At 46.3% G+C, this 25,929-nt stretch carries 23 protein-coding genes; 4 read left to right on the top strand and 19 right to left on the bottom strand.

Translation table 11 applies throughout. The features are described from left to right. Positions 1 to 76 precede the first annotated feature (76 nt). The 13 genes from MMB75_RS07810 to MMB75_RS07750 form a co-directional block, all read right to left on the bottom strand. A complete protein-coding gene (locus MMB75_RS07810) occupies positions 77 to 1,072 on the bottom strand; it encodes a pilus assembly protein (RefSeq protein ID WP_045244024.1) in 996 nt (331 codons plus the stop codon). Further along, entirely contained in the window at positions 1,041 to 3,257 is a 2,217-nt protein-coding gene (locus tag MMB75_RS07805; RefSeq protein WP_045244025.1) for a DUF5702 domain-containing protein, read from the bottom strand. Before MMB75_RS07805 ends, MMB75_RS07810 begins: the two co-directional genes overlap by 32 nt. Positions 3,258 to 3,297: 40 nt before the next feature. Beyond that, on the bottom strand, positions 3,298 to 3,966 hold the full coding sequence (locus MMB75_RS07800; protein WP_016820681.1) for a TadE/TadG family type IV pilus assembly protein: 669 nt from the start codon (positions 3,964 to 3,966) through the stop codon (positions 3,298 to 3,300). Continuing rightward, positions 3,966 to 4,160, bottom strand: a complete 195-nt coding sequence (locus tag MMB75_RS07795; RefSeq protein ID WP_016820682.1) for a Flp1 family type IVb pilin — start codon at positions 4,158 to 4,160, stop codon at positions 3,966 to 3,968. Before MMB75_RS07795 ends, MMB75_RS07800 begins: the two co-directional genes overlap by 1 nt. Before the next feature lie 10 nt (positions 4,161 to 4,170). Continuing rightward, positions 4,171 to 5,055 carry a type II secretion system F family protein gene (locus MMB75_RS07790; protein ID WP_044785809.1) on the bottom strand — a complete coding sequence of 295 codons (885 nt, stop codon included), beginning with the start codon at positions 5,053 to 5,055 and terminating at the stop codon, positions 4,171 to 4,173. Between the two features lie 6 nt (positions 5,056 to 5,061). After that, positions 5,062 to 5,853, bottom strand: a complete 792-nt coding sequence (locus MMB75_RS07785; RefSeq protein ID WP_045244026.1) for a type II secretion system F family protein — start codon at positions 5,851 to 5,853, stop codon at positions 5,062 to 5,064. Further along, positions 5,850 to 7,097 carry a TadA family conjugal transfer-associated ATPase gene (locus tag MMB75_RS07780; RefSeq protein ID WP_045244027.1) on the bottom strand — a complete coding sequence of 416 codons (1,248 nt, stop codon included), beginning with the start codon at positions 7,095 to 7,097 and terminating at the stop codon, positions 5,850 to 5,852. Before MMB75_RS07780 ends, MMB75_RS07785 begins: the two co-directional genes overlap by 4 nt. 13 nt (positions 7,098 to 7,110) lie before the next feature. Continuing rightward, a complete protein-coding gene (locus tag MMB75_RS07775) occupies positions 7,111 to 8,283 on the bottom strand; it encodes a P-loop NTPase family protein (RefSeq protein ID WP_045244231.1) in 1,173 nt (390 codons plus the stop codon). Positions 8,284 to 8,813: 530 nt separating this feature from the next. Continuing rightward, positions 8,814 to 11,141 (bottom strand): histidine kinase, encoded by a 2,328-nt coding sequence (locus MMB75_RS07770; protein WP_045244028.1) that lies wholly within the window; start codon positions 11,139 to 11,141, stop codon positions 8,814 to 8,816. 219 nt (positions 11,142 to 11,360) lie between these two features. Beyond that, positions 11,361 to 12,248 carry a metal ABC transporter permease gene (locus tag MMB75_RS07765; RefSeq protein ID WP_016820689.1) on the bottom strand — a complete coding sequence of 296 codons (888 nt, stop codon included), beginning with the start codon at positions 12,246 to 12,248 and terminating at the stop codon, positions 11,361 to 11,363. Next, positions 12,245 to 13,174 carry a metal ABC transporter permease gene (locus MMB75_RS07760; protein WP_045244029.1) on the bottom strand — a complete coding sequence of 310 codons (930 nt, stop codon included), beginning with the start codon at positions 13,172 to 13,174 and terminating at the stop codon, positions 12,245 to 12,247. Before MMB75_RS07760 ends, MMB75_RS07765 begins: the two co-directional genes overlap by 4 nt. Before the next feature lie 5 nt (positions 13,175 to 13,179). Continuing rightward, complete coding sequence (locus tag MMB75_RS07755; RefSeq protein ID WP_045244030.1) at positions 13,180 to 13,944, bottom strand: metal ABC transporter ATP-binding protein; 765 nt, start codon at positions 13,942 to 13,944, stop codon at positions 13,180 to 13,182. A gap of 14 nt (positions 13,945 to 13,958) precedes the next feature. Further along, a complete protein-coding gene (locus MMB75_RS07750; RefSeq protein WP_016820692.1) occupies positions 13,959 to 14,930 on the bottom strand; it encodes a metal ABC transporter solute-binding protein, Zn/Mn family in 972 nt (323 codons plus the stop codon). Positions 14,931 to 15,166: 236 nt separating this feature from the next. On the opposite strand from MMB75_RS07750, the gene MMB75_RS07745 reads away from it, so the two are divergent. Then, the gene (locus tag MMB75_RS07745) at positions 15,167 to 15,955 is read left to right on the top strand and encodes a DUF3153 domain-containing protein (protein ID WP_045244031.1); all 789 of its coding nucleotides are present in this window, start codon (positions 15,167 to 15,169) and stop codon (positions 15,953 to 15,955) included. Here MMB75_RS07745 and MMB75_RS07740 read toward each other — a convergent pair. The 3 genes from MMB75_RS07740 to MMB75_RS07730 all read right to left on the bottom strand — a co-directional run bounded on the left by MMB75_RS07740 (position 15,952) and on the right by MMB75_RS07730 (position 17,372). After that, positions 15,952 to 16,377, bottom strand: coding sequence for a thiol-disulfide oxidoreductase DCC family protein (locus tag MMB75_RS07740; protein ID WP_045244032.1), 426 nt, complete (start codon positions 16,375 to 16,377; stop codon positions 15,952 to 15,954). The genes MMB75_RS07745 and MMB75_RS07740 overlap by 4 nt on opposite strands. 125 nt (positions 16,378 to 16,502) lie before the next feature. After that, complete coding sequence (locus MMB75_RS07735; protein WP_017426537.1) at positions 16,503 to 16,829, bottom strand: hypothetical protein; 327 nt, start codon at positions 16,827 to 16,829, stop codon at positions 16,503 to 16,505. A 123-nt stretch (positions 16,830 to 16,952) separates the two neighbouring features. Next, positions 16,953 to 17,372: an organic hydroperoxide resistance protein gene (locus tag MMB75_RS07730; RefSeq protein WP_013369947.1), complete on the bottom strand. Its 420-nt coding sequence runs from the start codon at positions 17,370 to 17,372 to the stop codon at positions 16,953 to 16,955. A 436-nt stretch (positions 17,373 to 17,808) separates the two neighbouring features. On the opposite strand from MMB75_RS07730, the gene MMB75_RS07725 reads away from it, so the two are divergent. From MMB75_RS07725 to MMB75_RS07715, 3 genes are all read left to right on the top strand, one after another. Beyond that, positions 17,809 to 19,128, top strand: a complete 1,320-nt coding sequence (locus MMB75_RS07725; RefSeq protein WP_019686568.1) for an Nramp family divalent metal transporter — start codon at positions 17,809 to 17,811, stop codon at positions 19,126 to 19,128. 283 nt (positions 19,129 to 19,411) lie between these two features. Further along, positions 19,412 to 19,954 carry a PadR family transcriptional regulator gene (locus MMB75_RS07720; protein WP_016820697.1) on the top strand — a complete coding sequence of 181 codons (543 nt, stop codon included), beginning with the start codon at positions 19,412 to 19,414 and terminating at the stop codon, positions 19,952 to 19,954. Between the two features lie 13 nt (positions 19,955 to 19,967). Continuing rightward, positions 19,968 to 21,176 carry an MFS transporter gene (locus MMB75_RS07715; RefSeq protein WP_277507446.1) on the top strand — a complete coding sequence of 403 codons (1,209 nt, stop codon included), beginning with the start codon at positions 19,968 to 19,970 and terminating at the stop codon, positions 21,174 to 21,176. A gap of 132 nt (positions 21,177 to 21,308) precedes the next feature. On the opposite strand, the gene kdpC is transcribed toward MMB75_RS07715, so the two are convergent. The 3 genes from kdpC to kdpA are packed head-to-tail and all read right to left on the bottom strand — an operon-like array spanning position 21,309 to position 25,816. Beyond that, on the bottom strand, positions 21,309 to 22,037 hold the full coding sequence (kdpC, locus tag MMB75_RS07710) for a potassium-transporting ATPase subunit KdpC (RefSeq protein ID WP_277507445.1): 729 nt from the start codon (positions 22,035 to 22,037) through the stop codon (positions 21,309 to 21,311). Positions 22,038 to 22,056: 19 nt separating this feature from the next. After that, on the bottom strand, positions 22,057 to 24,087 hold the full coding sequence (gene kdpB, locus MMB75_RS07705) for a potassium-transporting ATPase subunit KdpB (protein ID WP_277507444.1): 2,031 nt from the start codon (positions 24,085 to 24,087) through the stop codon (positions 22,057 to 22,059). A 52-nt stretch (positions 24,088 to 24,139) separates the two neighbouring features. Then, entirely contained in the window at positions 24,140 to 25,816 is a 1,677-nt protein-coding gene (kdpA, locus tag MMB75_RS07700; protein ID WP_016820701.1) for a potassium-transporting ATPase subunit KdpA, read from the bottom strand. Between the last annotated feature and the right edge of the window lie 113 nt (positions 25,817 to 25,929).

Below are 25,929 nucleotides of genomic sequence, written 5' to 3'. Positions count from 1 at the left end.
CCCTTATAACAATGAAAATTAACAGGCCTGCTAAATCATTTTTCATTGTAGTTATCTCTATACATCTATATCTAGCCTATCCATCAGTTGTCTTCTGCACAGAAAACGGAACCTCAATACGTTGGCCATCCTCCGTTTCAATTACAAAGCTCCATTGACCTGGTGTTGTGTTTGTTCCCACAAACCAGTTCCATTCAACAATCCCGTCTGCATCGGCCGAGGTCCAGCCCAAGTGCTGAGCTGTGCTTTCACCTGACTTATAGAGTACAGAAAGGGTAGCATTCGTCCCAGGTTCAACCTTGGCCTTGATCAAATTGTATACACCCTTCACAGCAGGTTCAGGCTTGACGAGCAACTGTATGGAATGCTGCGCATCCTTCTCCCCTGTTGCATCACCTGTACCTGCCCCCTCTCCTGTATCACCAATCCAAAGACGTTCCTCAGCTGCCGCTTGGAGCACAATGTTGCGATACAAAAAGGGAACCTTCATCGGCAGTTCATACGATAGCTCTACTCTAAAATAAGGGTCCTTAGTTTCTGTAAGAGAGGGTACATGTACGCTCGTTATGTGAATACGGTCATACTCCAGAATACTTTTCTCCATAAAAGGCTTTAGCATCGGCTTCAGAACAGGATCAAGTGCAGCCTCCGTCAAGCGTCCCTGTAACTCCTCCAGCGGCTTTTTGCCGCCTTGAATAGCAGTTTCTACCCAATCACCGATTGGAGGTGGCAGTTGGGCAGCGAATTGGCTTGCGTATTCACTCACAGATAACTTGGGCAGTTCATCCAGCGGTTCGCGGACTGCATCTATTTTCGCGGACGTCGCCTCCACGGCTAGAGACACTGGGTAGATTTTAGCCGAAACCTGCTTAACTGTTTCTGAAGCAGTAGTCTGCAAAGCTGTGGAGACCAGTGTCATTTGGACCATATAAATGAGAAAAATAATAAAAAACAAAAACAATGGCAGCACCAATGACGCTTCTAAAACAATACTTCCTTGTTCACGCTGCTTCTGTCCACACACCTGTTGTAGATACTGATTAGTAGGAAAAATGCGCTGTTTTCGTGACATAGTACACACTTCCCTTAATACTCTCGCCTTCTTTGGAGGCGGTTCCGAGCATCTTCATTACTCCAGGTAGAAACCACAGCCTCATCCCATTCTTGACCTCACCCTTTGCATACGTCCGTCGCTCAGCGGGATTGACATCTGTATTCAAGCGAATCAAAGCAAGCATACGAGACATTTTTCGTTCATTATTGCTATGAAGCATCAGGAACAATCGCAAATGATCCTTGTAAGTCATTCGAAATTTCAGAAAGTCAGACAAAGGCACATCCCCTTTTTGTGCCAGCATGATCATATCTTCAATCGCCTTCTCTACTCCATATAACAAAGCTGCCGCCAAAACGACCAACGGGTTACCCTTTGAACTGTTTTTGACCAGTCCCTCCATCGTTCGAATGGCAAGCCTCATAGCAAAAATTTCCCCATAGGCAGATGCCAGGTTACCTGTCGGATTATGAAACCCATACAAAATGTACTCAACTTCCTGATTATTCACCTCCAACTGGTCCCCTAAAATCTGTGCAGCATTACCCACATTTCCACCTGATCCAGCCAAATTGCCAAATCGGCTGAAATCCACATGATGGAAGTAAGAAAGCGCATATTCATTCTGGTAAAACTCGTCTCCCAGTTGAGTCAGTAAGTTGGATGCCGCCTCGTATAGACCATCCATACTATCCATGGAATCCCCCGCTGCATCATAGGTGTCATAGGACAAATCAGCGGATACAGATGGACTGGATGAAGACTGATTAAAAGAAATACTTTCATTGTAATACTGCTCCACCACTCGGAATTGCTCAGCACTTTGTTTACCTTTAGAAAGAACCTCAATGATCCGATAAGCTTGCTTGAGCTTGTTTTTCGCCTCTTTTTCCATTTTCTTGCGTTCTTTGTCCGGTCCGCGTCGCGTATCCATCGTTCTAGCCTCACCGTCGAGAACATTGGCGGGTCCCGCCCAAGCATACGTATTTAAGTATTTATCTATCTCCTTGAGCGTTGAAGCAACTTCTTGCTTGAGCATGTCTGCATTCAAAAATGGATCTGTATAGAAAGATAGCGTACGCATCATACTCGTTAATCTATTGTTAGCAGCATTTATTGCAGTCCGTTGCTTTTCGATTTCTGCTTCCCATTGCTCAAATTCATTGTTCGGAACCAACAAATCCTCTGCCCTTTGCCGGGCACTTCCTACAGACGGATCGGCGTTGGAGCCTGCTCCGCTTGGGGTGGGGGCTGCGGAAACCTCGTCATAACCTGCATTGGCCGCTCTCTGTTTATATTGGACAATGACTTTGCGCATTTCTTCATTAATTTGCCGAGCTTCATTCAAAGGTTCCTTGGCTTCCAGAAGCAGCTTATCATGCTCCTCTCCAGTCTGAACCATGACCTGTCGCAGGCGATCCAGCGCTATCCTTGCCCTTCTTGCATATTTCTCCATCTGCATGATTTTAACATCGTCCACACTCTTCTTGTTGTCCTCATATACATGCACGTAATGCTTATATTGAGCAGCAATGTCGGCTACAACTTCAAGTGGGTCCCATATATACTGATTGGGCATATATGTCCCACTCTGTTTAATAATCCGTTTGCGAACCTCTTCCATATAAGCTCCTGCCTTACGCTGTTTCTCCAGCATGTCATCCAGTTTGGCCTCTCGTCTGTCGTACAGCTTTTGCAGCCGTTTCAGCAAATCTACCGTGTGTGAAGCCTCTTTCATATTTTGAGAGAGCGGCTTTAGCTTTTCTAGCACTTCCATCGTAAAATCGACAGGTGCTTTATACTTCATCTCTTCACGGATTTGCTCGTTAAATATGGCATATTTACCAAGCTCCCTTTCCATTTGCAGTGAACTGGAATCCAGCTTCATATTCATTAGAGGCAGCGTTTCCGCGCGCGCCGTACGCCGTGTACTGTCATTCAGCACTTTGACCATAATTTGTTCTCCGCCACCTTCACCATAAGCAAACAAACCGTATTCCTGCTGTAATGCCGGTTCATAAGCAGACATCACAGACCGAACCGCCGCATGGGTCAGACGTTCAGTCTGTACATGCAGCGCAGCAATTCTCGCATAATCAATAAATACAGCAATAAAACCAAACATGACCGCCAAAATCAGAATGAGGAAAACCGTGACAGCCCCTGATTCCCTGTCCTTTGTATTACGTCCCTTACCAAACACCCGCTTCCTCCTTTCCAGTTACATTCCCGTTACTTACTCCTTACTGACCGTTTTGCCCATATTGCATCAATACTTTCCCTACAATTGCCGGATCTACCTTTTCACCTGAGCCTCTCCCCATAAACTTCGCACCATAATAACGGACCAATTCCACTGTACGAATCCATTCCACAGGTTCCACCACACCCGAGCTCATTTTTCCTTGTAAATCTGTATGATCTAAAAACTGATTCAACAAAGGTACCTCTACGATTTTATTTAGCTCTGTGGTCACCTTACGGTGAATCATACTGTTCTCATATGTCATCTGCCCATGCATGCCCGCAGGCATTCTATTTTCTGCATTGGACAACTTCTGAGCAGGTAACGAGCCTCCTTCATTGCCGCCCGGTACCTGTACAGTTTCCTGATTATAGGCTCCGGCCCAGCCAAACAGGGCGCCTAACATAACATCATCCTTCAAGCGCCAATAGAGAGAATCCCGTTGTCCTTGCGCAAATGCTCCCGTACGTGGGTCCTTAAAGCTGTTATCCCAACTGTAAGCGGCTCTTTCCGAAGCAGTAGAAGCAACCTGCACCAATATAGATTTTTGATATATATACAGGCAAAAAAATAACATTATAAAAATGACCAACAGCAGAATGGGAAAGACGAGGGAAGCCTCCAAGGAGAAGCTCCCGTCCTCTTTTTGTACCAATTTGCGCAGCATTATGAATCCATAAAGTCGTTACTTTTTTTATCTGCCTTTTTCAACAGCCCTTCTACAATTTTCTTAATCTGATCTTTAAAGATAATCGCCACCGCAATCAGAATCGCAATGATCAAGATCATTTCTAACGTCCCCAAACCATCCTCATTCTTGTACAATTTACGAATACTACCTGCTACAATTGTCATCATCATTTTATTCCTCCTACATATTCATCATCATTAAAGCCGGAGCACCCACCAGCACAATGACCGTTAGCAAAATTAGTGCCATCGGGAAGACTAACTTTGAAGAAGCCTGTTCCCCTCTTGTGCGGCTAATTGAAGTCCGCTTGCTCCATAACGTCTGAGATAACTCACGTAAAGCCATTACAAAATCGCTCCCACCACGCCTCATATTCAATAAAACTGTCGTTGTAAATATCGTCACTTCTTGAATACCACAACGTTTGCTCAGATGTTCAAATGCCTGTTGAAAGGAATAGCCACTTTCCCATTCCCCCACTGTCTGCCGCAATTCCCGATACAATGGATGTACCGTATCCGCCCCTTTACGTTCCACGCAATGAAGCAAAGCCCGTTGTACCGTCTCTCCCGCACCAACTAGAAGCATCATTTTACTCAATAATTCAGGCAATTCCATTAAGATTTGCTGATCCCGCTTCTGTACTTTCCCATGTAAATCCTTGACCAGCGCAACTGGCACCAGAATACCGAGCCCCAAGCCAAGCACCAGCCCAGTCGCTTCCCCGCCCATCATAAGCGATATTAAAGCTCCACCAGCAGCCACCATATATCCGTAACCCAACATTTCTGCCAGAAAAAGCATCGTTTTTTCTCCGCTGTGGCGCATACCATACAGCTTCTGTATCGAACGCTGTAGCTTGAACATCAGCAAAGGCAGCCTATGAGTGGCACGTGAAACATGAAGCATGTGTACAAAAGGCACCGAAAGTTTTTGCAGCCGCAGTCCTTCCAGTTTCATATGGCGAAAATGTGCATACTTAGCAGCGTACATTTGGTTCAGCACCACCCAACCTCCCACTTGCAGAACCAGCATGACCAGACAAACCAACATCAACACACCCATCACTCCTTACACCTCAATCTTCATAATGTGGTTGATCCACACGAGACAGCCACCAAGCACCAGAAGACAAAAGGTTGATAAAATCCTACCTGTACCGCTGTATAACGGCATCATGTAGTCTCCCGCTGTCACTGTCATAAACAAAACAAACAAAAAAGGTGCTGCAAACATAACCCTCGATTCAAAGCGCTTCTGCGCAATCATTACACCGATCTCCTGCTGAATTTCCAGCTTCTCCCCAATGACACTTGAAGCCCGTCGTACGACTTCCACCAGATCACCTCCGGTTCGTTTGCAAGCCGCAAATACGTCCGCAAAATTCGTAATATCCTCCATCTGGGCCCGACGAGCCAAATCCTGCAAAGCAGCCTCTACAGGCTGTCCGATTTCAAGGCAGGCTGTAATAATGTTAAATTCAAAAATCAGATCGTGATCTCCATCCGGACTAAGCAACCTCAAATCCTCTACAGCCTCACGAAACCCATTCTCCACCGACCTTCCCGCTGAAAGAGAAGAAGAAAGCGAGTATAAAGCCTGCTTGAATTGAATGCTTAAAGCAGACCTACGTCGTTGCAGCAAAAACTTTCTAAAATAACGAGGCATCACCACAGCTCCAGCAGCACACAGCAACGATAATATCCATTGGTGATAAAATAGATATCCGATCATCGCGAACAACACTCCACTAAAGAGAATGCACATACTTTTTTGTACAGTCGATAAGGTATACACCGTATAATCCGGCAGAGAAGGGACCTCACGTGACACTTGCTTGCCAGTCGCCTTTCCTGTTCTCATACCGATACTCCTTCTCTGTGCCAGCTTTCCGGCTTGATTCCGGCCATTTGCAGCTTCAATGTATGTTGCAGCCCCACACCACAACGCTCCAGTTCCCCTACGATTTGTCCTTTACTTTCTCCGCGTTCCTGGAAGCGATAAAGGGGATTCAATCTTACCTCACCATTCTCAAAGCCAATCACTTCGCTAATTTCCAGCACCCTTCTGGATTTGTCACGTAGTCGTGACAAATGAACGAATATATCAATGGCCGAGCTGATCTGCTGCCGTACTACTCCAAGCGGAAGCTCTGCTCCTCCGAGTACCATCGTTTCCAGCCGGCTGACCATATCGCGGATATTGTTCGCATGCCCAGTTGACAATGATCCATCGTGTCCTGTGTTCATCGCTTGCAGCATATCCAACGCCTCACTCCCTCTGACCTCACCCACCACGATGCGGTTGGGCCGCATACGAAGGGAGGAACGAATCAGATCACGAATCGTGATTTCTCCCTTTCCCTCGGTGTTCGCGTTCCGTGTTTCCATGGAAACCAGGTTGGGGACAGTCACAATTTGCAGCTCTGCCGAATCTTCAATCGTAATAATCCGTTCAGACGAAGGGATGAACTGGGATAATGCATTCAGAAAAGTTGTTTTACCAGAACCCGTTCCGCCGCTTATAAAAATGTTGTACTTGCTACGTACCAAGTCTTTGAGCATAGCGGCGGCTTCTGTATTGAGCGCACCTATTCGTATCAAATCATCCATCGTCATGGGACGCTCGGGAAACTTACGTATGGTCATTGTCGGCCCCTTGAGAGCAACTGGCGGCAGCACAATATTCACACGTGATCCATCCTTTAATCGGGCATCCACAATGGGAGAAGCCTCATTCACAATTCGGTTCACCCCGGCTACAATCGTCTGGATCAAATCCTCCAGTCGTTCGCGGGATTCGAATTGGTCGGACACCTGAATCACCTCACCTGCCCGCTCTACAAAGATTTCCCGATGACTGTTGATCATGATTTCCGTAACGGTCGGGTCATCAATCAATGGCTGGAGCACATCCAACCCACGGAAAGAGTTGAAAATTTTGCGGACAAGTGCATGCTTCTCTCGGGAAGTTAAGCTCGCTAGCTCTACGTCGTGTAAAATTCGCTTTTCGATATGCCGTACTAGATCTGTATCCTTTACTGAGGACGTTACGTCCAGCCCGTTACGAATATCTGCGCGCAATGCCTTAAATTGTTCCTCATTCATGTTCATCATCCCCTTAAGACCAAGCAGCCGTCGACTGTGCAGCGCTCTCCATATCCAGCAGCTCGCGGCACAAATGGCGGATTTCCCGCTGATAAATCGGTGAACTTAGCAGCAGTTCACGATGCTGCATCTGTTTCCATGAAGGTATATAGGGTAACGCACCGTTCAGCTCCATAAAGTCACGAGGTAACGAGTTGATCATAGTTCCCATGTAGCGGTTCACCACAAAGCTGGTTTTGCATATCATGGCTTCAAGCCCCTCAGGCTGCGTAGTTTCTAAAACATCCAGCCATAATCCGCACTTGTGCATACTCATTAAATCGTCAGCGAGCAACCAGATTAGCTTATGACTAGCTTCAAGCACGGCTTGAGCCCGCTCACCATGTTCAGAATCGCTATCTACGATCACTACATCATACTGCCCGCTTTCACCAATCGTTCGAATGAGCTCTTTCGCTTCATCACAAGTCATATCCGTCAATTCCTTGCGATTATAGACAGGTTGAAACGTATCAGCCTGAATTTCAGGACGACGTACACAATAGGAAGCCACAGATAACGAAGCACCCTCATTTCCTACCGACTTGAGATCATACAGTAGTCTGGACAGTCCTTCTCTTTCTCCTTGTGCTCCGCTAGAACTGTCTGAACCAGTAAACAACGAGCTTGAATCCACCGTTTCCAGATTCAAATAAAATACCGAATATCCCTCATTCCCCAGTTGCTTGGACAGATTGAGCGCGGCCGTTGTCTTGCCCAATCCGCCTGAAGCTGCCACCATGCCGATAATCATTCCACCTTCCCGACTGTTTACGCTTTTCCGACCATTCGACCTCTGTCTCGCCGTTTCCAAAATAAAACCGACCAGCTCAGATAAAGGCTGATATTTTAATACAGGCTGCCCATATTCGCTTACTTGTTCTCCCTCATGTAATACCAAACAAGGAATATCTGCATCTTCCCGAGCTGTCCATAGACTCAGAAAAGACATTTCACCTACTACCACATCTGGTCTTTTCATTCCGCTGGTTTCCATCATGTATTGATGAAATGCCTCCGGCTGCGAAAAAGCTGTTATTCTGAGCCTTCTGGCGTACTCGCTTCCATGAACATAATTCAGCAGAGGCTCAATATAATCCCGGCCTTCTACGGCCAATACCACTTTTACCGGAACCAATACGCTCATCCCCTTTCCCAACACAACAACGCAAAAAAGCACCGTTCATCCATCCGTAAGTACATACGGTTGGTGAACGGTGCTTCCGTCACGTGCAATCTATTTACTGGTAGAATAGCATAGCACCTATGTTAGAGCAAGTATTTTTTGCGCACGTATTTTCCTAGAATCCTGGTACTAGGAGAAGGCGGGCAAGTCTAGCCCCGCCTCCTACGATCTTCAACTTAGTAGAATTTGTGGTGACGACGATGACAGTCATGATGGCGATGATGACGATGATGACGACGTTTCCGGCAATGACATTTCTTATCAAAGTCTTCATGTTTCCAGTGATCACGTTTAAATTTTGGTTTAAACTTAATGACAGTCACCTTAATGATTTTCTTAAAAACACGTTTTTTTGGCTTTGGAAAATGACAATCATGTTTACGATGTTTATACATTCAAACTCGCCTCCATTTCTTTGAGATAGAATATACTATGGAAGCAGTGAACAACCGGTAACCAGCATATGACTATTTATGAATGGATTGGGCATTTTAATAATCTGTCTCCAGCTTAATATCCGGATCATAATCCGCCACGATAAGAACATCCATATGACGTGCTTGACGGAGAATCCTCGGCACGACCGCACTCTTCCCCCAACAGCTACTTCGGGAAGACTGCCCCACAATGAGCTGCGTGCCTGAATATCCTTCCACTGGAGCAATCAAAATGTCGGCAATCTCGCGGCGACTGGAAACAAGCCGAATTTCAAAGGTTCCCCCCAGTCGGTGGGTCAGCAACTTTAGTTGTTCCAGACGAGGGAGTAACCTCTCCGGTATACGCTCACCAACATGAACATAAGTCACAATCCATACAGCCTTCAGGCGAAAGGCGATCCGAAAACCGCGGCGAATCAACCGTTCAGCATTTTCGCTTAGCGTCACGCCTACAAAAATCACTTCCTCCCTGCGCCACGGTCCCCGAAGTGACTCATGCCGATCCCAGGATTCCAGCCGCTCATCTACATCATCTGCCAATTCCCGCAAAGCAAGTTCACGCAGCGCAATTAGATTACCCAGCTTAAAAAAGTGGCTAAGTGCCTGCTCCACCTTTGCACGATCGTAAATTTTGCCTTCACGCATACGCTGCTGTAACGATTTGGGAGCCACATCCACAAGCTGTACTTCATCGGCCAGACGCATCATATGGTCGGGGACAGTCTCTCTCACCCGAATGCCAGTAATTTGTTCTACGGCGTCATTCAAGCTCTCCAGGTGCTGCACATTCATTGTGGATATAACAGAAATACCTTGCTCCAAAATGGCCAGTACATCCTCATAACGTTTAGATTTCAGACTTCCCGGAACATTGGTATGTGCCAGCTCGTCAATTAGCACTACCTCAGGATTACGCCTGAGAATGGCTTCAGTGTCCATCTCTTCCAAATGTGCACCATGACGCTCGATGGACTGGCGGGGTATCATCTCCAGAGAGCCTACCTGGGCTAGTGTTTCTGCTCTTCCGTGCGTTTCCAGCAATCCGATCACCACATCAATCCCGCTTTCCAGCAGATCATTTCCCTCTCTCAGCATGGTGTATGTTTTGCCGACCCCCGGAGCAGCACCAATGTATACTTTGAGCTTGCCCCTCAGGATTTTGGCTTCCTCAGCCTGTACTTCCTCAACACTCAAACGATGATACGGGTCAGTATCTCCTTCTTCCTGTCTCATCGTTGGCAAAATCCGTTCACCCTCCTGCTCGGCTCGGTCCGCAATCAACAGCAGGTCCATATTTTTCATTCGTTTTAAAATTCCGTTCACCAGTGATCCTCTAACCAGTTCCTGCCATGGAGTCTGACGAGAATGACCCATAACAATTCGGGTAACATTGTGAGTGACCGCATAATGGATAAGTTGACGTGGTAGCCTTCTACGGGAAAGGAGCGGGATTTCTTCAAATGTCGATCCGATCTTGTCAGCCAACTGCTCAATGGAGCGCTTGAAGGCTGCTGATTCCTTGGACAACTTGCTTTTCGAGCTGACAAAGGAGACCACCAGCATATCTCCACCCAACCGCTTGGCCACCTGTTCCCCCCTGCGTACATAAATGGACCCATTCCAATGATACTGGACAGGCACCAAAATACGCTCTGCTGCTCCTGACGCCCCGTGTAAGCCTAGCTCCTCCCGGTGACGTTCCAGCGAATCATTCACATCCTCTGCCACCAATCGCAGAGCGAGCTCACGCAATTTACCCAGATTTCCCCGGTGAAACATCTCAGGATTGGGCGTATGCATGTAACCTTTCGCCAGCCGTTCCAGAATCATCTCCGGGGTGGCATCAATTAAACGAATTTCATCCGCTAGCTCCAATGTATCAACCGGAACCGTATACTCCGCTTCAAAGCCTGTCAGCTGATATACCCACTCCGTGATCCCTTCGAGTTCATAAACATTGACCGTCGTAATGACGCTAATTCCCATCTCCAGCAAATAGCGTATATCCTCCAACCTTGTTGGAAATGAGGCGTCTTTTCGGTTATGATGTGCCAAATGATCCACCAGCACCACCTCAGGATTTCGTGCCACCAAAGCTTCCACATTCAGATCCTTTTGCTCCTCGCCATCCTTCATCCAATGAATACTGGGTACTCGCTCTAGGGAACCGACCTGTTCCACGGTCTCACGCCGCTGCAGAGTCGATACCGCACAAATTACAACATCAATCCCTTCATGCTGCAGCGATTGTCCCTCCTGCAGCATATGATACGTTTTGCCCGAGCCACTGACCGCACCAATGTATATTTTGAGTCTGCCTCGATGCAGTTTGTTAATGGAATCCAGTATTTCCTCTGGTGATTTACGTTTGAAGCTCTCCAATTTCGTTCCTCCCCGCAGCGTAACAGCTCGTTCCGAACCCTTTTGTGTGGTTGTAAAGAATGTACTCCCGTGTCCCGGTTAATTCAAGATGACCCAACAAGCTTGCTTCAAAAAAAGCAGCACAATTTAGCATAAGCGTAAAAAAGCGTGCATTCAGGCACTTTATGCCCGTCTGCACGCTATTTTGAGTAATTCATATAGGATCACTTCCTACGAGACTCACTTGCTATTTTCGCCAACGATTCCTCGCTGTTGAAATAACTTTCGCCATACCACACCATGAGACGGGGAAAATAGAAAAGCCAAAAGCAGCAACACACCCGACACACACAGCATACAAGCCGCAATAGATGCATCCAATACAGTTGCTGTATAAAAGCCTACGATCGAGCTAATGGCTCCAACTCCCACGCTGTATGCAATCATACGGGACAGCTTCTCCGTCAGCAAATAAGCGGTAAGCGGCGGTACAACGAGCATGCCAACCACTAGAATTGCACCCACGCTCTCAAATGACGCCACTGTTGTTAACGATACGAGACTCATTAGCAGATAATGAAAAAAAACAACCGGAATGCCTAATGAAGCTGCCAATGCAGGATCAAAGGAAGTGACTTTAAATTGCTTGAAAAAGCCCCCTACCACGAGCAGATTGATCAAAAACATCGCGCCCGTAATCCACACAGCCCTCGGACCTATATCGAAGCCAGCAATCTCTATCGTATTCCACGGGACATAAGCAATTTCCCCATACAAAACGTGGTCCATATCCAGATGGGCATTGGAAGCAAACACGCTGATCAGCAGTACACCGATAGCAAACAATGTCGTAAACACCACGCCAATGGCAGCATCACTTTGCAGACCGCTTTGTTGGAATAGCTGAATCAGATACACGGTTAGAAGCCCCAGCACAGCTGCACCAAACATCATCCACACCGAATCCCTCGATCCACTGATTAGAAAGGCAATGACAATACCAGGCAGTACCGCATGACTGATTGCATCACCAATCATAGCCATTTTCCGAAGCACGAGAAAGCATCCGACGATACTACATCCCCCTGCCACTAACATTCCCGTCAGAATCACATAAAATGAACTCATAGGGCACGCTCCTCCCTTGGCTGTGCTCCGACTCCCTGCTCCAGACTTTTTCTGGCGTTCAACCGAACGATAGCCTTGGAAATCATTCCGCGCTGCGGCGCAAAGATCAGACTTACACCAAATACCACAGTCGCACACAACACGCACAATGGTCCTGTAGGCAGGTTTTGTCCCAGAGAGCTAATAACGGTCCCACCCAGACCCGCTATAGCACCAAACAAGCCTGAGAGGCATACCATAACACCCAGCTTCTCTGTCCAGTATCTTGCCGACACGGCCGGGGTAATTAGCAGAGCAGCCATCATAATGACGCCCACAGCTTGAATACCAGCCACCACCGCAATAACAATCAACAGCATCAATAACTTATCCAGTAAACCTGCCGGAAAACCAAGTCCACGGGCAAAGCCGGGATCAAAGCTAAGCAGCTTAAATTCCTTGAAAAATAATATACATATTCCGATGAGCACCACCGAAATTACCGCCATCGTATAGACATCAGACAACATCATTGCCGCAGCCTGGCCAAATAAAAATTTATCCAATCCACTTTGGTTGCCTGCACCACTATGCTGAATTTCGGTCAACAACACAATGCCGAAGCCAAAAAATACGGACAGCACCGCTGCAATCGCCGAATCGCTTTTAATTCGCGAATACCGGGTTAACGCACTGATGGCAAAGGTAGCAACAATCCCTGCAATGGCTGCCCCAATCATAAATCCAAATATGGATTTTGTGCCTGTGATCATAAATGCCACACATACCCCCGGCAAAGCCGCATGGGCCAAAGCATCTCCCATAAGCGATTGCTTACGCAAATACATGAAACTGCCAATCACCCCGCTGCTTAAACCGAGTAAAATGCATCCTAGCAGAATCCACTGCATGTTCGGGTCTGTCAAAAGCGCCACCAAGCTTGTCATATTGCTCACCTCACTCCGAGTATCGTGCCGGATTCCGAGCCTGTTTTGAGTATACTCAGACGTCCACCATACGTACGTTGCAGATTTCCCTCGGTAAAAATATCTGCGGTCTCTCCAAACGCCATCAGATGCCCGTTCAACAGCATAACCTGGTCAAAATAATCCGTAACTGTAGATAAATCATGATGGACGACAAGCACGGTTTTCCCCTGCTGTTTTAGATCGTTAAGTAATGAAATAATAGCTTTTTCTGTTGCAGCGTCCACACCGACAAACGGTTCATCCATAAAATAAAGCTGAGCGTCCTGCGCAAGTGCTCTCGCCAAAAAAACACGTTGCTGCTGCCCGCCTGACAATTGACTAATCTGCCGGTCTGCAAATTTGCTCATTCCAACCTTGTCCAAACTCTCCATCGCAGCCTGACGATCTGCTGCTCCCGGACGCTTAAACCAGCCCAGTCTGCCGTACCGTCCCATCATAACCACATCCAGGGCATTCGTCGGAAAATCCCAATCCACCGACTCCCGCTGCGGTACATATCCAACCTTGAGTAGCTGTTGCTTATAGGGCTTGCCGTATACCAGCACCTCACCCCTGAGCTTTGGAATTAGCCCAAGCACGGCCTTGATCAGTGTAGATTTGCCAGCTCCGTTGGGACCAATAATACCAATCAGCTTGCCTTCCGGCACCTCAAAGGAAACATCGAACAAAACGAGCTTTTTTTGATATGCTACCGATAAATCACGAACAACAAGTGGTGAATGTCCCATGTGTCTACGCCTCCTTATTTAAGAGCTCTAACGATCGTATTCACGTTATGCTTGACCATTCCAATATATGTTCCATCTTCTGTACCCTCTTCACCCATAGCATCCGAATACAGCTCGCCGCCAACCTTTATGGTATGACCTTGCTGAGCTGCACCCTGGATAACGGCATCGATGGCCTTTCTCGGCACACTCGATTCTACAAATATGGCTTTAATTTTATGCTCCACCAGATAATCTCTCAGCTTGGTCACATCTTGTGAGCCTGCCTCTGACTCGGTACTCATACCTTGAAGGCCTCTTACTTGAATTTGGTAAGCGTCTCCGAAATAGCCAAAGGCATCATGTGCTGTGACAAGTACGCGCTGAGCCTTCGGTATACTGGCAATCTGCTCTCTCGTGTAATCGTCCAGTTCTCGTAGCTCAGCGAGATAAGCTTCGGCATTGGCCTTGTAATCCTCCGCATGAGCAGCATCCAGTTCCGACAATTCATCTCTGACGGTTTCTACCGCAGACACCCAGTTTTGTACATCAAACCAGATATGCGGATCATACTCAGACCCCATTTCTGGGCTAGCTGCACGCAATAGATTTTGAGCAATGTTTTTGGACACGGGAATAACGGGCTTTTGCTTGCTGATTTTCTCCAGAATGTCCTGCATTTTTCCTTCCAGATGCAACCCGTTATAAAAAATGATGTCGGCTTCATCCAGTTTGCGCATATCTCCCTGAGACGCCTTGTACAAATGTGGGTCAACACCTGACTTCATAATTCCCGTGACCTCCACATGAGCACCGCCGACCTTCCCGACAATGTCAGAGATCATACCGATGGTAGTTGTAGCCTTTATTTTTTGCCCAGCCTCCTTCGCAGCTCCCTGCTCTGTCTTCTTGGCATCTGTACATGCCGTCGCTAGGACTAGAACCAGAGACAACACTCCAACCGTCGCTACCCATTGCGGCAAAGCCTTCTTAAACTGCTTGTTCATGTTTTAAAATCCTCCTCTTAATATTTGTTTTGGGACAAACTATTTCCTTGAGACAATTATTTTTTAACTACGCTATATTTTAGAGTATACACTAAAGTTTTTACCTAAGGAAACATTTTTGAGATATAAATCTTAACTATTCTTTTATATCGTTCGATTTTGGCTCTCCGAATGTGTAATATATAGAAGATATCCAGTCGTTATACCAAAGAAACCATACAAAGAAGGTGCAGGTCATGGACCCAACAGGATACAGCCCTTATCGGAACAAACGTCGGCAAATACAGTTACGAAAAATAATGCTCATATTTATGCTGGTATGTTGTCTGCTTACCCTAACTTCCTGTGCTCGGGGTGACATTCATGTAGATGTTCATCTGGATCAAAGTGTAGATATGGATGCAACGTTCAGCGTAAACAACCAGACACTGATGATGTTGGACAATCCGGGGCTGCTCGATCGATTAATTCAACGTATACAAAGCAACAATGTAGACGTACAGCCGCTATCGGAGCAGGGGAGAAAGGGTTATCAAATAAAGGGGCATTATCAAGGGGATTGGAGTACAAACCAAAAAAATCCCGATCAGGGTTCAAATCTGCCTGAGGGATTAGAAATAAATCGCGCAGTGAGCCAGCATTTTTTCACAACCAATATGGATCTTACGCTTAAGCTCGATCTACCTCGGATGCTTCCTGAAGAAGCTCGTGGCCTGAGTGATAAATTAGAACAAATGAATGTGTTCGCACGCAAATTACTAGAGCGGCAACTGGATCTTAACTTCAGCCTATCCCTACCCATCCAGCCTGCTTCCAGTAATGCGGACCGTGTGTCGGATGACGGAAAGACACTCTATTGGGACATTGCTCCATTAGAGTCTAACGAGCTAAAATTGTCGGTCAACGTACCCAATGTACGCCATATCGTGTATGTATCGGTTACGGGGCTTCTACTGATCGCAGTAGCTGTAATATTACTGATTCGTAATGATCGCCGCAAAAATAAACACAAAAGAAGCAACTAAAAAAATCGTTTCCTAATTTCTGGTGGGGGGATCTGACATTGATCCTCTTCATCCTTGCCAAACCAACGATATCGGTTACGAGCTACCCAGTTATAGACTGCGTTGCGCACAAAGCGGGGAATCAAGATGAATACATAAGCCAGCGGATATGGAAAACGAAGGCGTTTGGCAATCCGTAAAGCTGCGGTTGACCTTGTATAATACGTACCGTCTTCAATCAGCACGAATGTATCCAGTTGATCTGTAGACAGTCCACCTGCACGTAAAAGTTCTTGTCCTGCCTCGGATTGCAGGGAACCAAAATGGAATATTCCCTTAGGATCACGTTTGATAATGAAGCGGGTTGCTCCCTGACAAAAGTGGCATACCCCATCCACCAATACAATGGAATGTTCGATATGGATATGACTAGACTGGTTCATCAACGTACTTCACCTCCACAGAGAAATCAACGGCATGAAAACGCAACGATTCAATTATAAACAAAAAAACGTCGAAAATATCCGACGCTTGTCTAGAACTGTATAATCCTTACCTGTTCGAAAAACTAGCTCAATGCTTTCTCAAACAGCTGTTTAGCATTAATTTGCTCTAAAAACTCTTCATGGAACTGATCCATACACTTGCAGATAAAATCCTTATGGCATACCGGGCAAGGTGTCGTTAGCAGTCGACTAATATTCGTCAAAGTCCACTCCGGATTACGTTGAGAAAAAACGCGGCACTCCGTTCCATCGGCCAAACTCATTTTAAACTCATAAAGCCCTTCCTTTTCGTTGCTACCAGCCAGCGTGAAATTAACAATATTCGGTCTGTAAGACATCATATCACCCGTATTTTTCAAATTTGTTTCGTACCTGATGACCAGAATCACCTATGACATCTTAATGAATTTTGGCGGTGATGTCAAATGGTTGCACATATCAGCGGATCAAGATTTAGGTGCAAAAGCCGCCGATCCATCGGCGGCCGTGTGTGAAATCTTTAAAAAATGCGGTCAAATGACGTTGAGTTCAACATCAATATTACCGCGAGTGGCTTTGGAGTACGGACAAAAATCATGTGCTTGGCGTGCCAAATCTTCCGCCTGAGAACGCTCAATCCCTGGTATTTTTACATCCAGACGCACTGCCAACTGGAAGCCGCCGTCGCTTGGGTCCTTACCGATCGATACGTGGCTGGTGACTTCTACATTGTCCACCTTTACCTTGGCTTTGCGGGCCACATTCGCCAACGCACTCTCATAGCATGCGCCATAGCCTGCTGCAAACAATTGCTCCGGATTCGTAGCGTCTCCACCTGCGCCACCCAATTCCTTCGGTGTGCTCAGCTTATGCTTCAATACTCCGTCTGAAGAAGCCACTGAACCGTCTCTTCCACCATGTACCGTTGCTGAGGCTGTGTATAACGCTTCCATGATTTCATCTCTCCTTCATCCATCTTATTTGCATTCCGCAGGAATCCTCGTCATGTTAATACATGATTTCCTTCTCGTATGTACTTTAAACGAGCCACGCAAAATGAATCATTTCAAAAGGGATAATAACCCTTTTATTTACCGTTTAGTTCCACTTCTTTTATGTTTACACTATATGTTATAAGCCCCTAACTTGATGAGCCGCCTACACTTAGAAAATTCAAAACGACCAAGCTGCCCCTTGAGAGCAATATAGCTTGGTTTTTTCCAATGTTTAGTTTTAATTAAGATGGCCAATTGCTTCAAAAATACGATAAATTTGCTTAACCACATAAAAGTTGCACTAGACAAAAACTATTGTGGGTGTACAATAGGGATAACGCAATCGCTATGTCACTAATAATATATTTCAATATGAACAAAGAAGGTGAAGCGTATGAAAAATTCAAAGGGCAACTTCGCGGAAATCGCTTCACTGTCGGAAGTGAATCGTTCTTTGAGCGTCCCGAAGGATGGCACCTGGTTTCGGAAGTTTCTTGCCTTTGCTGGACCAGGCTATATGGTCGCTGTCGGCTATATGGACCCTGGCAACTGGGCTACAGACATCGCTGGGGGATCAAAATTCGGCTATACACTGCTTAGTGTCATTCTTATCTCCAACCTGATGGCCATTCTGCTGCAAGCCTTATCTGGCAAGCTCGGTATTGCTACAGGTAAAGATTTGGCTCAAATGTGCCGTGATGCTTACAGTCGTCCTGTCGCGATCGGCTTATGGCTTTTATGCGAAATTGCCATTGCAGCCATGGATTTGGCCGAGGTCATCGGTTCAGCCATTGCACTGAAGCTGCTGTTCGGTCTCCCGTTGCTATACGGAGTCATCATTACCGCATTTGATGTTATGCTCATTTTGCTGCTGCAAAATAAAGGTTTCCGGGCATTGGAAACACTCGTCATTGTATTAATGGCTACGATTGCCGGCTGTTTTGGCATTAATCTCATTTTGGCACAACCGGAATGGGGCGGCGTATTGGGTGGCTTTGTACCGGACTCACAAATATTGACGAATCCAAGCATGCTGTATATTGCCATCGGTATTATGGGAGCTACTGTAATGCCACATAACCTGTATCTGCATTCTTCTATTGTACAAACTCGCAAATATGAGCAGACATCAGCAGGTAAACGGGAAGCTATTACATTTGCAACTTGGGATTCCAGTATAGCGCTCATGTTCGCTCTATTCATTAATGCAGCCATCTTGATCGTAGCAGCTGCCGTGTTCCATACAGCAGGAAGAACAGATGTAGCAGAGATTAGTGATGCCTATTATCTGCTTTCGCCATTACTGGGAACCACACTTGCGAGCATACTGTTTGGAGTGGCATTACTCGCCTCAGGTCAAAACTCGACCGTGACAGGTACTTTAGCCGGACAAATCGTGATGGAGGGCTTCTTGAACCTTCGTCTCTCACCTTGGTTGCGTCGTTTGGTGACCCGCCTTATTGCAATTATTCCGGCAGTCATCGTCACTGCGATTGCAGGTGAAAAAGGTGCAGAAGAGCTGCTTGTGCTAAGTCAGGTTATTTTATCCATCCAGCTCCCTTTTGCCATCATTCCATTACTGCTCTTTACCAGTGACAAAAAGATTATGGGTGAATTTGCAAATAAAATGTGGCAAAAAGTAATAACCTGGATCGTGACTGCTGTCATCATTATCTTGAATGTAGTCCTCATTATTCAGACGATTACAGGTTGACAGACTGTTTGCAAGTAACCAATAAAAAAAGAGGTATTCCTGGAGTCCAAAATAGCCATGGAATACCTCTTTTTATTCATTTATTTTTCCAATATGCTTAGAATCAACGCTGCATTCTGTTCAACAAAAAACATAATACCTACTGTTTCTTTCGTATATTTACAGCTCTCTGTTTTTGTAAACCTATACATCATTGGATTGTAATGATATAATCCGACTATAATCCTTTACTAAATATTTAGTATAAAACATTTAGCAATAAAGTTATGGAGGAGATATCATCATGAGTACGACACGTGTAATGGTTCTTGGGCTCTTGCTACAATACGGAGCAATGTCTGGATATGAAATACAACAGAAAATGCAATCAGCACAAACGGATAAATGGGCTTATGTGCAACCAGCTTCCATATATCACGCCTTAAAAAAACTGGACTCAGAAGGTATTGTGCGTTTAGAAACATTGGAACAGACAGGGAATCGGTCTAAAGCTATATATGCTATTACGGAGGCTGGGAAAAGCGAGTTTAGTCGGCTTTTAATCGAATCATTTAAAGAAACTTCTGTTGTGTTTCCAACAGCCCTGTACACAGCTTTGACTTTTATGGATGAGGCTGGCCTCCATGAAATAGAAGAAGCTTTAAGTTTTCAGCATCAAGCCATTGAAAAAATCTATAAAGAAATGAAACTAGGGCAAGAGCAAAAAGCTGAACTTATGGATATCCCTGTAAACGTCATGCTAATTTTCAAAAATATTTATGATCAATGCGAGCTTCAATTAAAATTTGTTAAGCAAATTAAAGAGGAAATCAGAAGAAATTCATAAGGAGGATGTAGTAATGAAAATGAGTAAAGGGGTACACAATAAGCAAAAGGCTGCTCTAATCGTTGTCGGATTAGCTGTATTCATTGACATGTTAATCTATGGATTAGTCGTACCCATTTTGCCAAGATACGCAGATTCTCTCGGAGCCACTCAAACCGAAATCGGATTTTTGTTCAGTAGTTATGCAATTGCACTATTTATAGCTACTCCTATTTTGGGTCTGTTAACGGATCGAATTGGGAGAAAGACTCCTCTGTTATGGGGGTTAATTGGACTCATAGCTTCCACTTTAATGTTCGCCATAGCCCACACCTTCTGGCTGCTTGTACTGGCACGTGCTCTTCAAGGGGTCGCAGCCGCAATGACCTGGACAGCAGGGCTCGCTCTGCTGGCTGAGCTATACCCATCTGAAGAACGCGGCAAAGCCATGGGCTTGGCGTTATCTGGGCAAGCCGCTGGAACCCTTCTCGGACCGACAATTGGCGGTTGGTTGTATCAATGGGGAAGTTACCAACTCCCTTTTTACTTTGCCATCGCATTGGCTGTCGTTGATGCTATACTTCGATTAGTACTCCTGCACGATATTCCGGAAGAGAAAAATGAAAAGTACGTATCTCCTTTTTCGTTCATGAAAAATAAAGATTTGCTTTTGGTTATCGGGGTTGTAATTATCGGAGCATCTGTCCCAAGCGTACTTGAGCCAACATTACCGTTACACCTGCAGCACAATTTTAGCGCTAATCCAGGAGTTATCGGATTGTTATTTGCTATTCCCACACTTGCTTATGGCCTGGCAACACCCTTTATAGGTCAGTTCTCCAGCAAGATCGGCTATAAAAATGGAATTCTCCTCGGTCTACTTATGATATCCATTGCTCTTCCTCTGACAGCACTTCCAGCAATATTATCGCTTCAAGCTGTTATTCTAGCTGTTTTAGGGGTTAGCATGGGTATGGTTCTTGCTCCCTGCTTACCTCAACTTGCTGATATTTCTCAACGAAGTGGAATTCATTCTTATGGAATTACTTTTGCACTCTATAACACGGCATACTCGATTGGTCTAATGATCGGCCCTATTTTGAGCAGTACTCTCACTGATTTAATGAATATTCAATTATCTTACTTAGTCATTGGTATGATTGTATTAATATACATGTTGGTACTCGCTTCAGCCTTAAGGAAAACCAAAAATTCATCAAACAATGTAAAGCTAAGTAAATAAGTGAACAACAAATTCATATCACCTATAAGAAATAAAATACTTCCTTTGCAGCTATCCATCCCAGAGCATCCTAATCCATAGAAAAAGGTATCCCCCCAAACTTATCGCTAGGGGGATACCTTTTTCATTCATCTATGGCTTAACTGGCTTAACCTTCATTAGCGCTTCAAGCGCGAGATTCAGCTTGAGCACGTTCACACGCGGCTCGCCGAACACTCCGGCGCTGCGGCCTTCTGTCTGCTCCTGCACCAGCGCCTTCAGCTGGTTCTGCCCCATCCCCGTCAAGCCACTAATACGCGGAATTTGAGCCTGTGCCGCCTGTGGCGAGATGTGCGGGTCCAGACCGGAGCCGGAGTTCGTAATCAGGTCCACTGGAACCTGACTGATGGGTACATCCGGGTTATGCTTCTGCCAATCCGCAATAGAATCCTTGATCCGCTTCACCAATGCCGGGTTCGAGGGTGCGTAGTTACTTGAGCCTGAACCAGCTCCATTATAATCGATACTTGATACCCGGCCTTGGAAAAACGCTGGATTGGTAAAGGCCTGCCCAATCAGCTCAGAGCCGCTTACCCGCCCCTCCGTGTCACGAAGCATACTGCCGTTTGCTTGCTGCGGAAACAGGACTTGCGCCACTCCTGTGCTGACCAGCGGGTATGCCAATCCGCACAATAGGATCATTAGCACAGAAGTTCGCACAGCCACTCCAATAACCGCGCTTCCTCGCATCTCTTGTCTCTCTGGTTGTTTTTCCGATACTGCCTCCGTCCCTGTATGCATATTCTGGCCTTGTCCACCAGATCCGGCTTTCTCATGTGCAGCAAATCTGCGTCCAGACAACATCCGATAAAAACCACTCATGTCGCTCACCCTTTCTGCACTAAATCCACAAATGTACCAGCAAATCAATGGCCTTAATCCCGACAAACGGTACCACCATACCGCCCAGACCATAAATCAGTAAATTCCGTCCCAATAGCCGATCCGAGCTCATTGGCTTATACTTTACACCCTTCATTGCCAGCGGAATCAGAAGTGGAATAATGACTGCATTAAAAATAAGCGCCGATAAAATAGCCGATAACGGGGAGCCCAGCCTCATGACGTTCAATGCACCCATTTGCGGAATAGCCAGCATGAACATCGCCGGGATAATGGCAAAATATTTAGCCACATCGTTCGCAATACTGAACGTTGTCAATGCCCCACGTGTCATAAGCAGCTGCTTACCGATGGCGACCACCTCAATAATTTTGGACGGATCAGAATCCAGGTCCACCATATTAGCAGCTTCCTTGGCCGCGACTGTGCCGCTATTCATGGCAAGACCGACATCTGCCTGCGCCAGCGCAGGCGCATCATTGGTACCATCTCCGGTCATAGCCACCAGCTTACCCTGTTCCTGCTCACGGCGGATAACCGCGATTTTGTCCTCCGGCTTGCTCTCAGCTACAAAGTCGTCCACTCCCGCTTCCCGTGCAATGGTAGCTGCTGTCAGCGGATTATCACCTGTACACATAATCGTGCGGATGCCCATTTCCCGGAGCTGATCAAAGCGCTCCTTCATGCCCGGCTTCACCGTATCCTTCAAATAAATAATGCCGTATATCCGATCATCCAGCGCCACTGCCAGCGGTGTCCCCCCTTCTGCGGCTACCTGATTCGCTTTTTCCTCCAAATCGGTCGGAACACTGCCTTTTTGCGATACAACCCACTGCCGGACAGAGTCCACGGCGCCTTTGCGTACTTTTCGTCCATCGACGAGATCCAGACCACTCATCCGGGTTTCTGCCTTGAACTCGATAAAGGTTCCACCTGCTGCCAAGGATTCATCCAGCGTGTATTCCTGCTTACGCATCAATTCCAGTACCGAGCGTCCCTCAGGCGTCTCATCCTTTAGTGAACTCATCGCTGCCCATTTCGCTAGCTCTGCCTTTTCTATACCATCTACAACCACGAATTCACTCGCCATCCGGTTACCGAAGGTGATGGTACCCGTTTTATCTAGAATCATCGTATTGATGTCCCCGGATGCTTCTACCGCCTTGCCTGACATGGCCAGCACGTTAAACTGGGTAACTCGGTCCATACCAGCAATCCCAATGGCCGACAAAAGCCCGCCAATCGTGGTCGGAATCAGACAGACCAGCAACGAAATCAGCACGGGGACAGGCAAATCAATCTTAAAATGACGGGCTATCGGGGCCAGTGTCACCACCACAATGAGAAAAATAATCGTTAAGCTAATCAGCAATGTATTCAGCGCAATTTCATTTGGTGTTTTTTGCCGCTGTGCACCTTCCACGAGCGAAATCATTTTATCAATAAACGTTTCACCCGGCTCAGTCGTAATCCGCACCTTAATGCGGTCACTGACTACCCGCGTCCCGCCGGTTACCGAGCAAAAATCACCGCCCGATTCCTTAATGACCGGAGCTGATTCTCCCGTAATTGCAGATTCATCCACCGAGGCCAGGCCTTCAATAACCTCACCATCGCTTGGAATCATTTCGCCCTGAGAGACGATTACCAGGTCACCTTTACGCAATGCTGTTGAGCTGACCACCTGAATCTCATTCCCGACGAGCTTATTAGCTTGTGAGTCCTGCTTGGATTTTTTCAAGGAAGCTGCTTGTGCTTTCCCCCGTCCCTCCGCGAGCGCTTCAGCAAAGTTAGCAAAAAGCAGCGTGAACAACAAAATAATAAATACAGCCAAGTTAAAGCCCATTTCCTTGCCGGTTCCAAAATAACCGGGAAGCAGCAGCATGAGCAGTACGACCAATGTGCCGATCTCCACGACGAACATGACAGGATTTTTCATCATGATCATCGGATTTAATTTGATAAAGCTATCCTTGACCGCCTGCTTCAAGATGCTTCTATCCAGCATGCGTTTGCGTTGTTCCTTCATGATCAAGCACCCCGTTCATCCATTCTCATTTTCCTTCTATGCTCATTCTTCATCACATGGTCAAAAATTCAGCTACAGGACCCAGTACGATCACCGGCAAAAAGGTTAACGCACCAATCAACAGGACCACTCCGATTAGGATGGCTCCAAACAGCTTGTTGTCCGTGCGCAGTGTACCCATCGTCACCGGGGTCGGCGCTTTGGCATTCAACGAAGCCGCCACAGCCAGCAATGCAATCATGGATACATATCGTCCAAAGAACATAACCGCTCCTGTTGTAACGTTCCAAAACACGTTGTTATCCGAAAGACCTTCAAATCCCGAGCCGTTATTTGCCGCAGATGATGCATATTCATAGAGCACCTGAGTCAACCCGTGATATCCGGGGTTAGAGACCGCATCATATCCCCAATGACTCATAAACGCAAGCGCAGTGGGAGCAAGAATAAGAAACGGATGTACCAAAATAGCAATTGCAATCAGTTTCATTTCCTTGCCTTCAATTTTCCTACCCATAAATTCCGGGGTTCTTCCGACCATCAGTCCGCATATAAACACTCCCAGAATCGCATACATCAGCATATTCATCAGCCCGACGCCCTTGCCGCCAAAAATGACGTTTAGCATCATTTCTCCCAAAGCAGCCATACCACCTAGCGGGGTCAATGTATCATGCATATTATTGACCGAACCTGTCGTTGCCGCCGTTGTGACCGCAGTGAATAATGCCGATTGGCCAATACCGAAACGAACTTCTTTCCCTTCCATGCTTCCCTGAGATGCATCCATACCCAGTGCCTGGATTAACGGATTACCTGTTTTCTCCGACACATACGTTATGGATAGAAAAATAAGGAACAAGACCATCATCGAGCTGAAAATAATCCAGCCCTGCTTGCGATTACGGGCAAACAATCCAAATGTATACGGCAGCGAAGCCGGCATTACCCACATTGCCAAAATTTCCAGTACGTTCGTCCAAGGATTTGGATTTTCAAAAGGATGTGCAGAATTAGCTCCCGCAAAACCGCCCCCGTTCGTGCCCAAATGCTTGATGGATTCCAATGAGGCAATGGGTCCCATAGCAATCTGCTGCTGTGTACCACTTAAAGTCGTAATATCCGCCGTGGGTTGTAGCGTCTGTGGTACTTTTAATCCCACCAGCACCAGCGTAAGTACAAAGGCAAGCGGCAGGAAAATCCGTATGTTGGCTTTAATAAAATCTTGAAAAAAATTACCCAGCCCTTCACCGCGCCGCGTCAATCCCCTCATAAAAGCCGCAGCAACCGAAAACCCCGAAGCAGCCGAAGTAAACATCATCATCGTGACGAACGCCATCTGCGTCAGATACGTAAGCCCGCTTTCTCCGCTGTAATGTTGGAGATTCGTATTGGTCATAAAGCTGATTACTGTATTAAATGCCAATGATGCTTCCATATTACTGTTCCCAACCGGATTGCCCGGAAGTATAGCCTGCAAGCGCAATAGCAGGTAGCTGATCCCCACAAGCACCACATTGGTTGCAATGAAACTCATAGCGTACGTGGTCCAATGCATGCTGTCCTGTTTCTTCAAGCCTACAGCCTTATAAATCAGCTTTTCCGTTCCACCAAAAATCCGATCCGTCCGATTCGGTTCATTCGAGAATACGTGATACATATAGGTGCCCATCGGCTTTACCAAGAGCAACAATATGATGATCACAATCCCAATTTGCAGTAGCTCCATCCTCTATTCCTCCTTAAAATGCTCCTGCATTTGGAACAACAGACCTGATTCAGACCATCCATTGAGTGCACACGTTTGCGAAAATCTGCATCTCTGATGCTGCATTCTTGATC

Source organism: Paenibacillus sp. P2(2022), assembly GCF_029522175.1.
In the GTDB taxonomy this organism is placed as follows: domain Bacteria; phylum Bacillota; class Bacilli; order Paenibacillales; family Paenibacillaceae; genus Paenibacillus; species Paenibacillus polymyxa.
The sequence above is the reverse complement of the archived record's forward strand: the minus strand, read 5'-3'. Positions and strand labels throughout refer to the sequence as shown.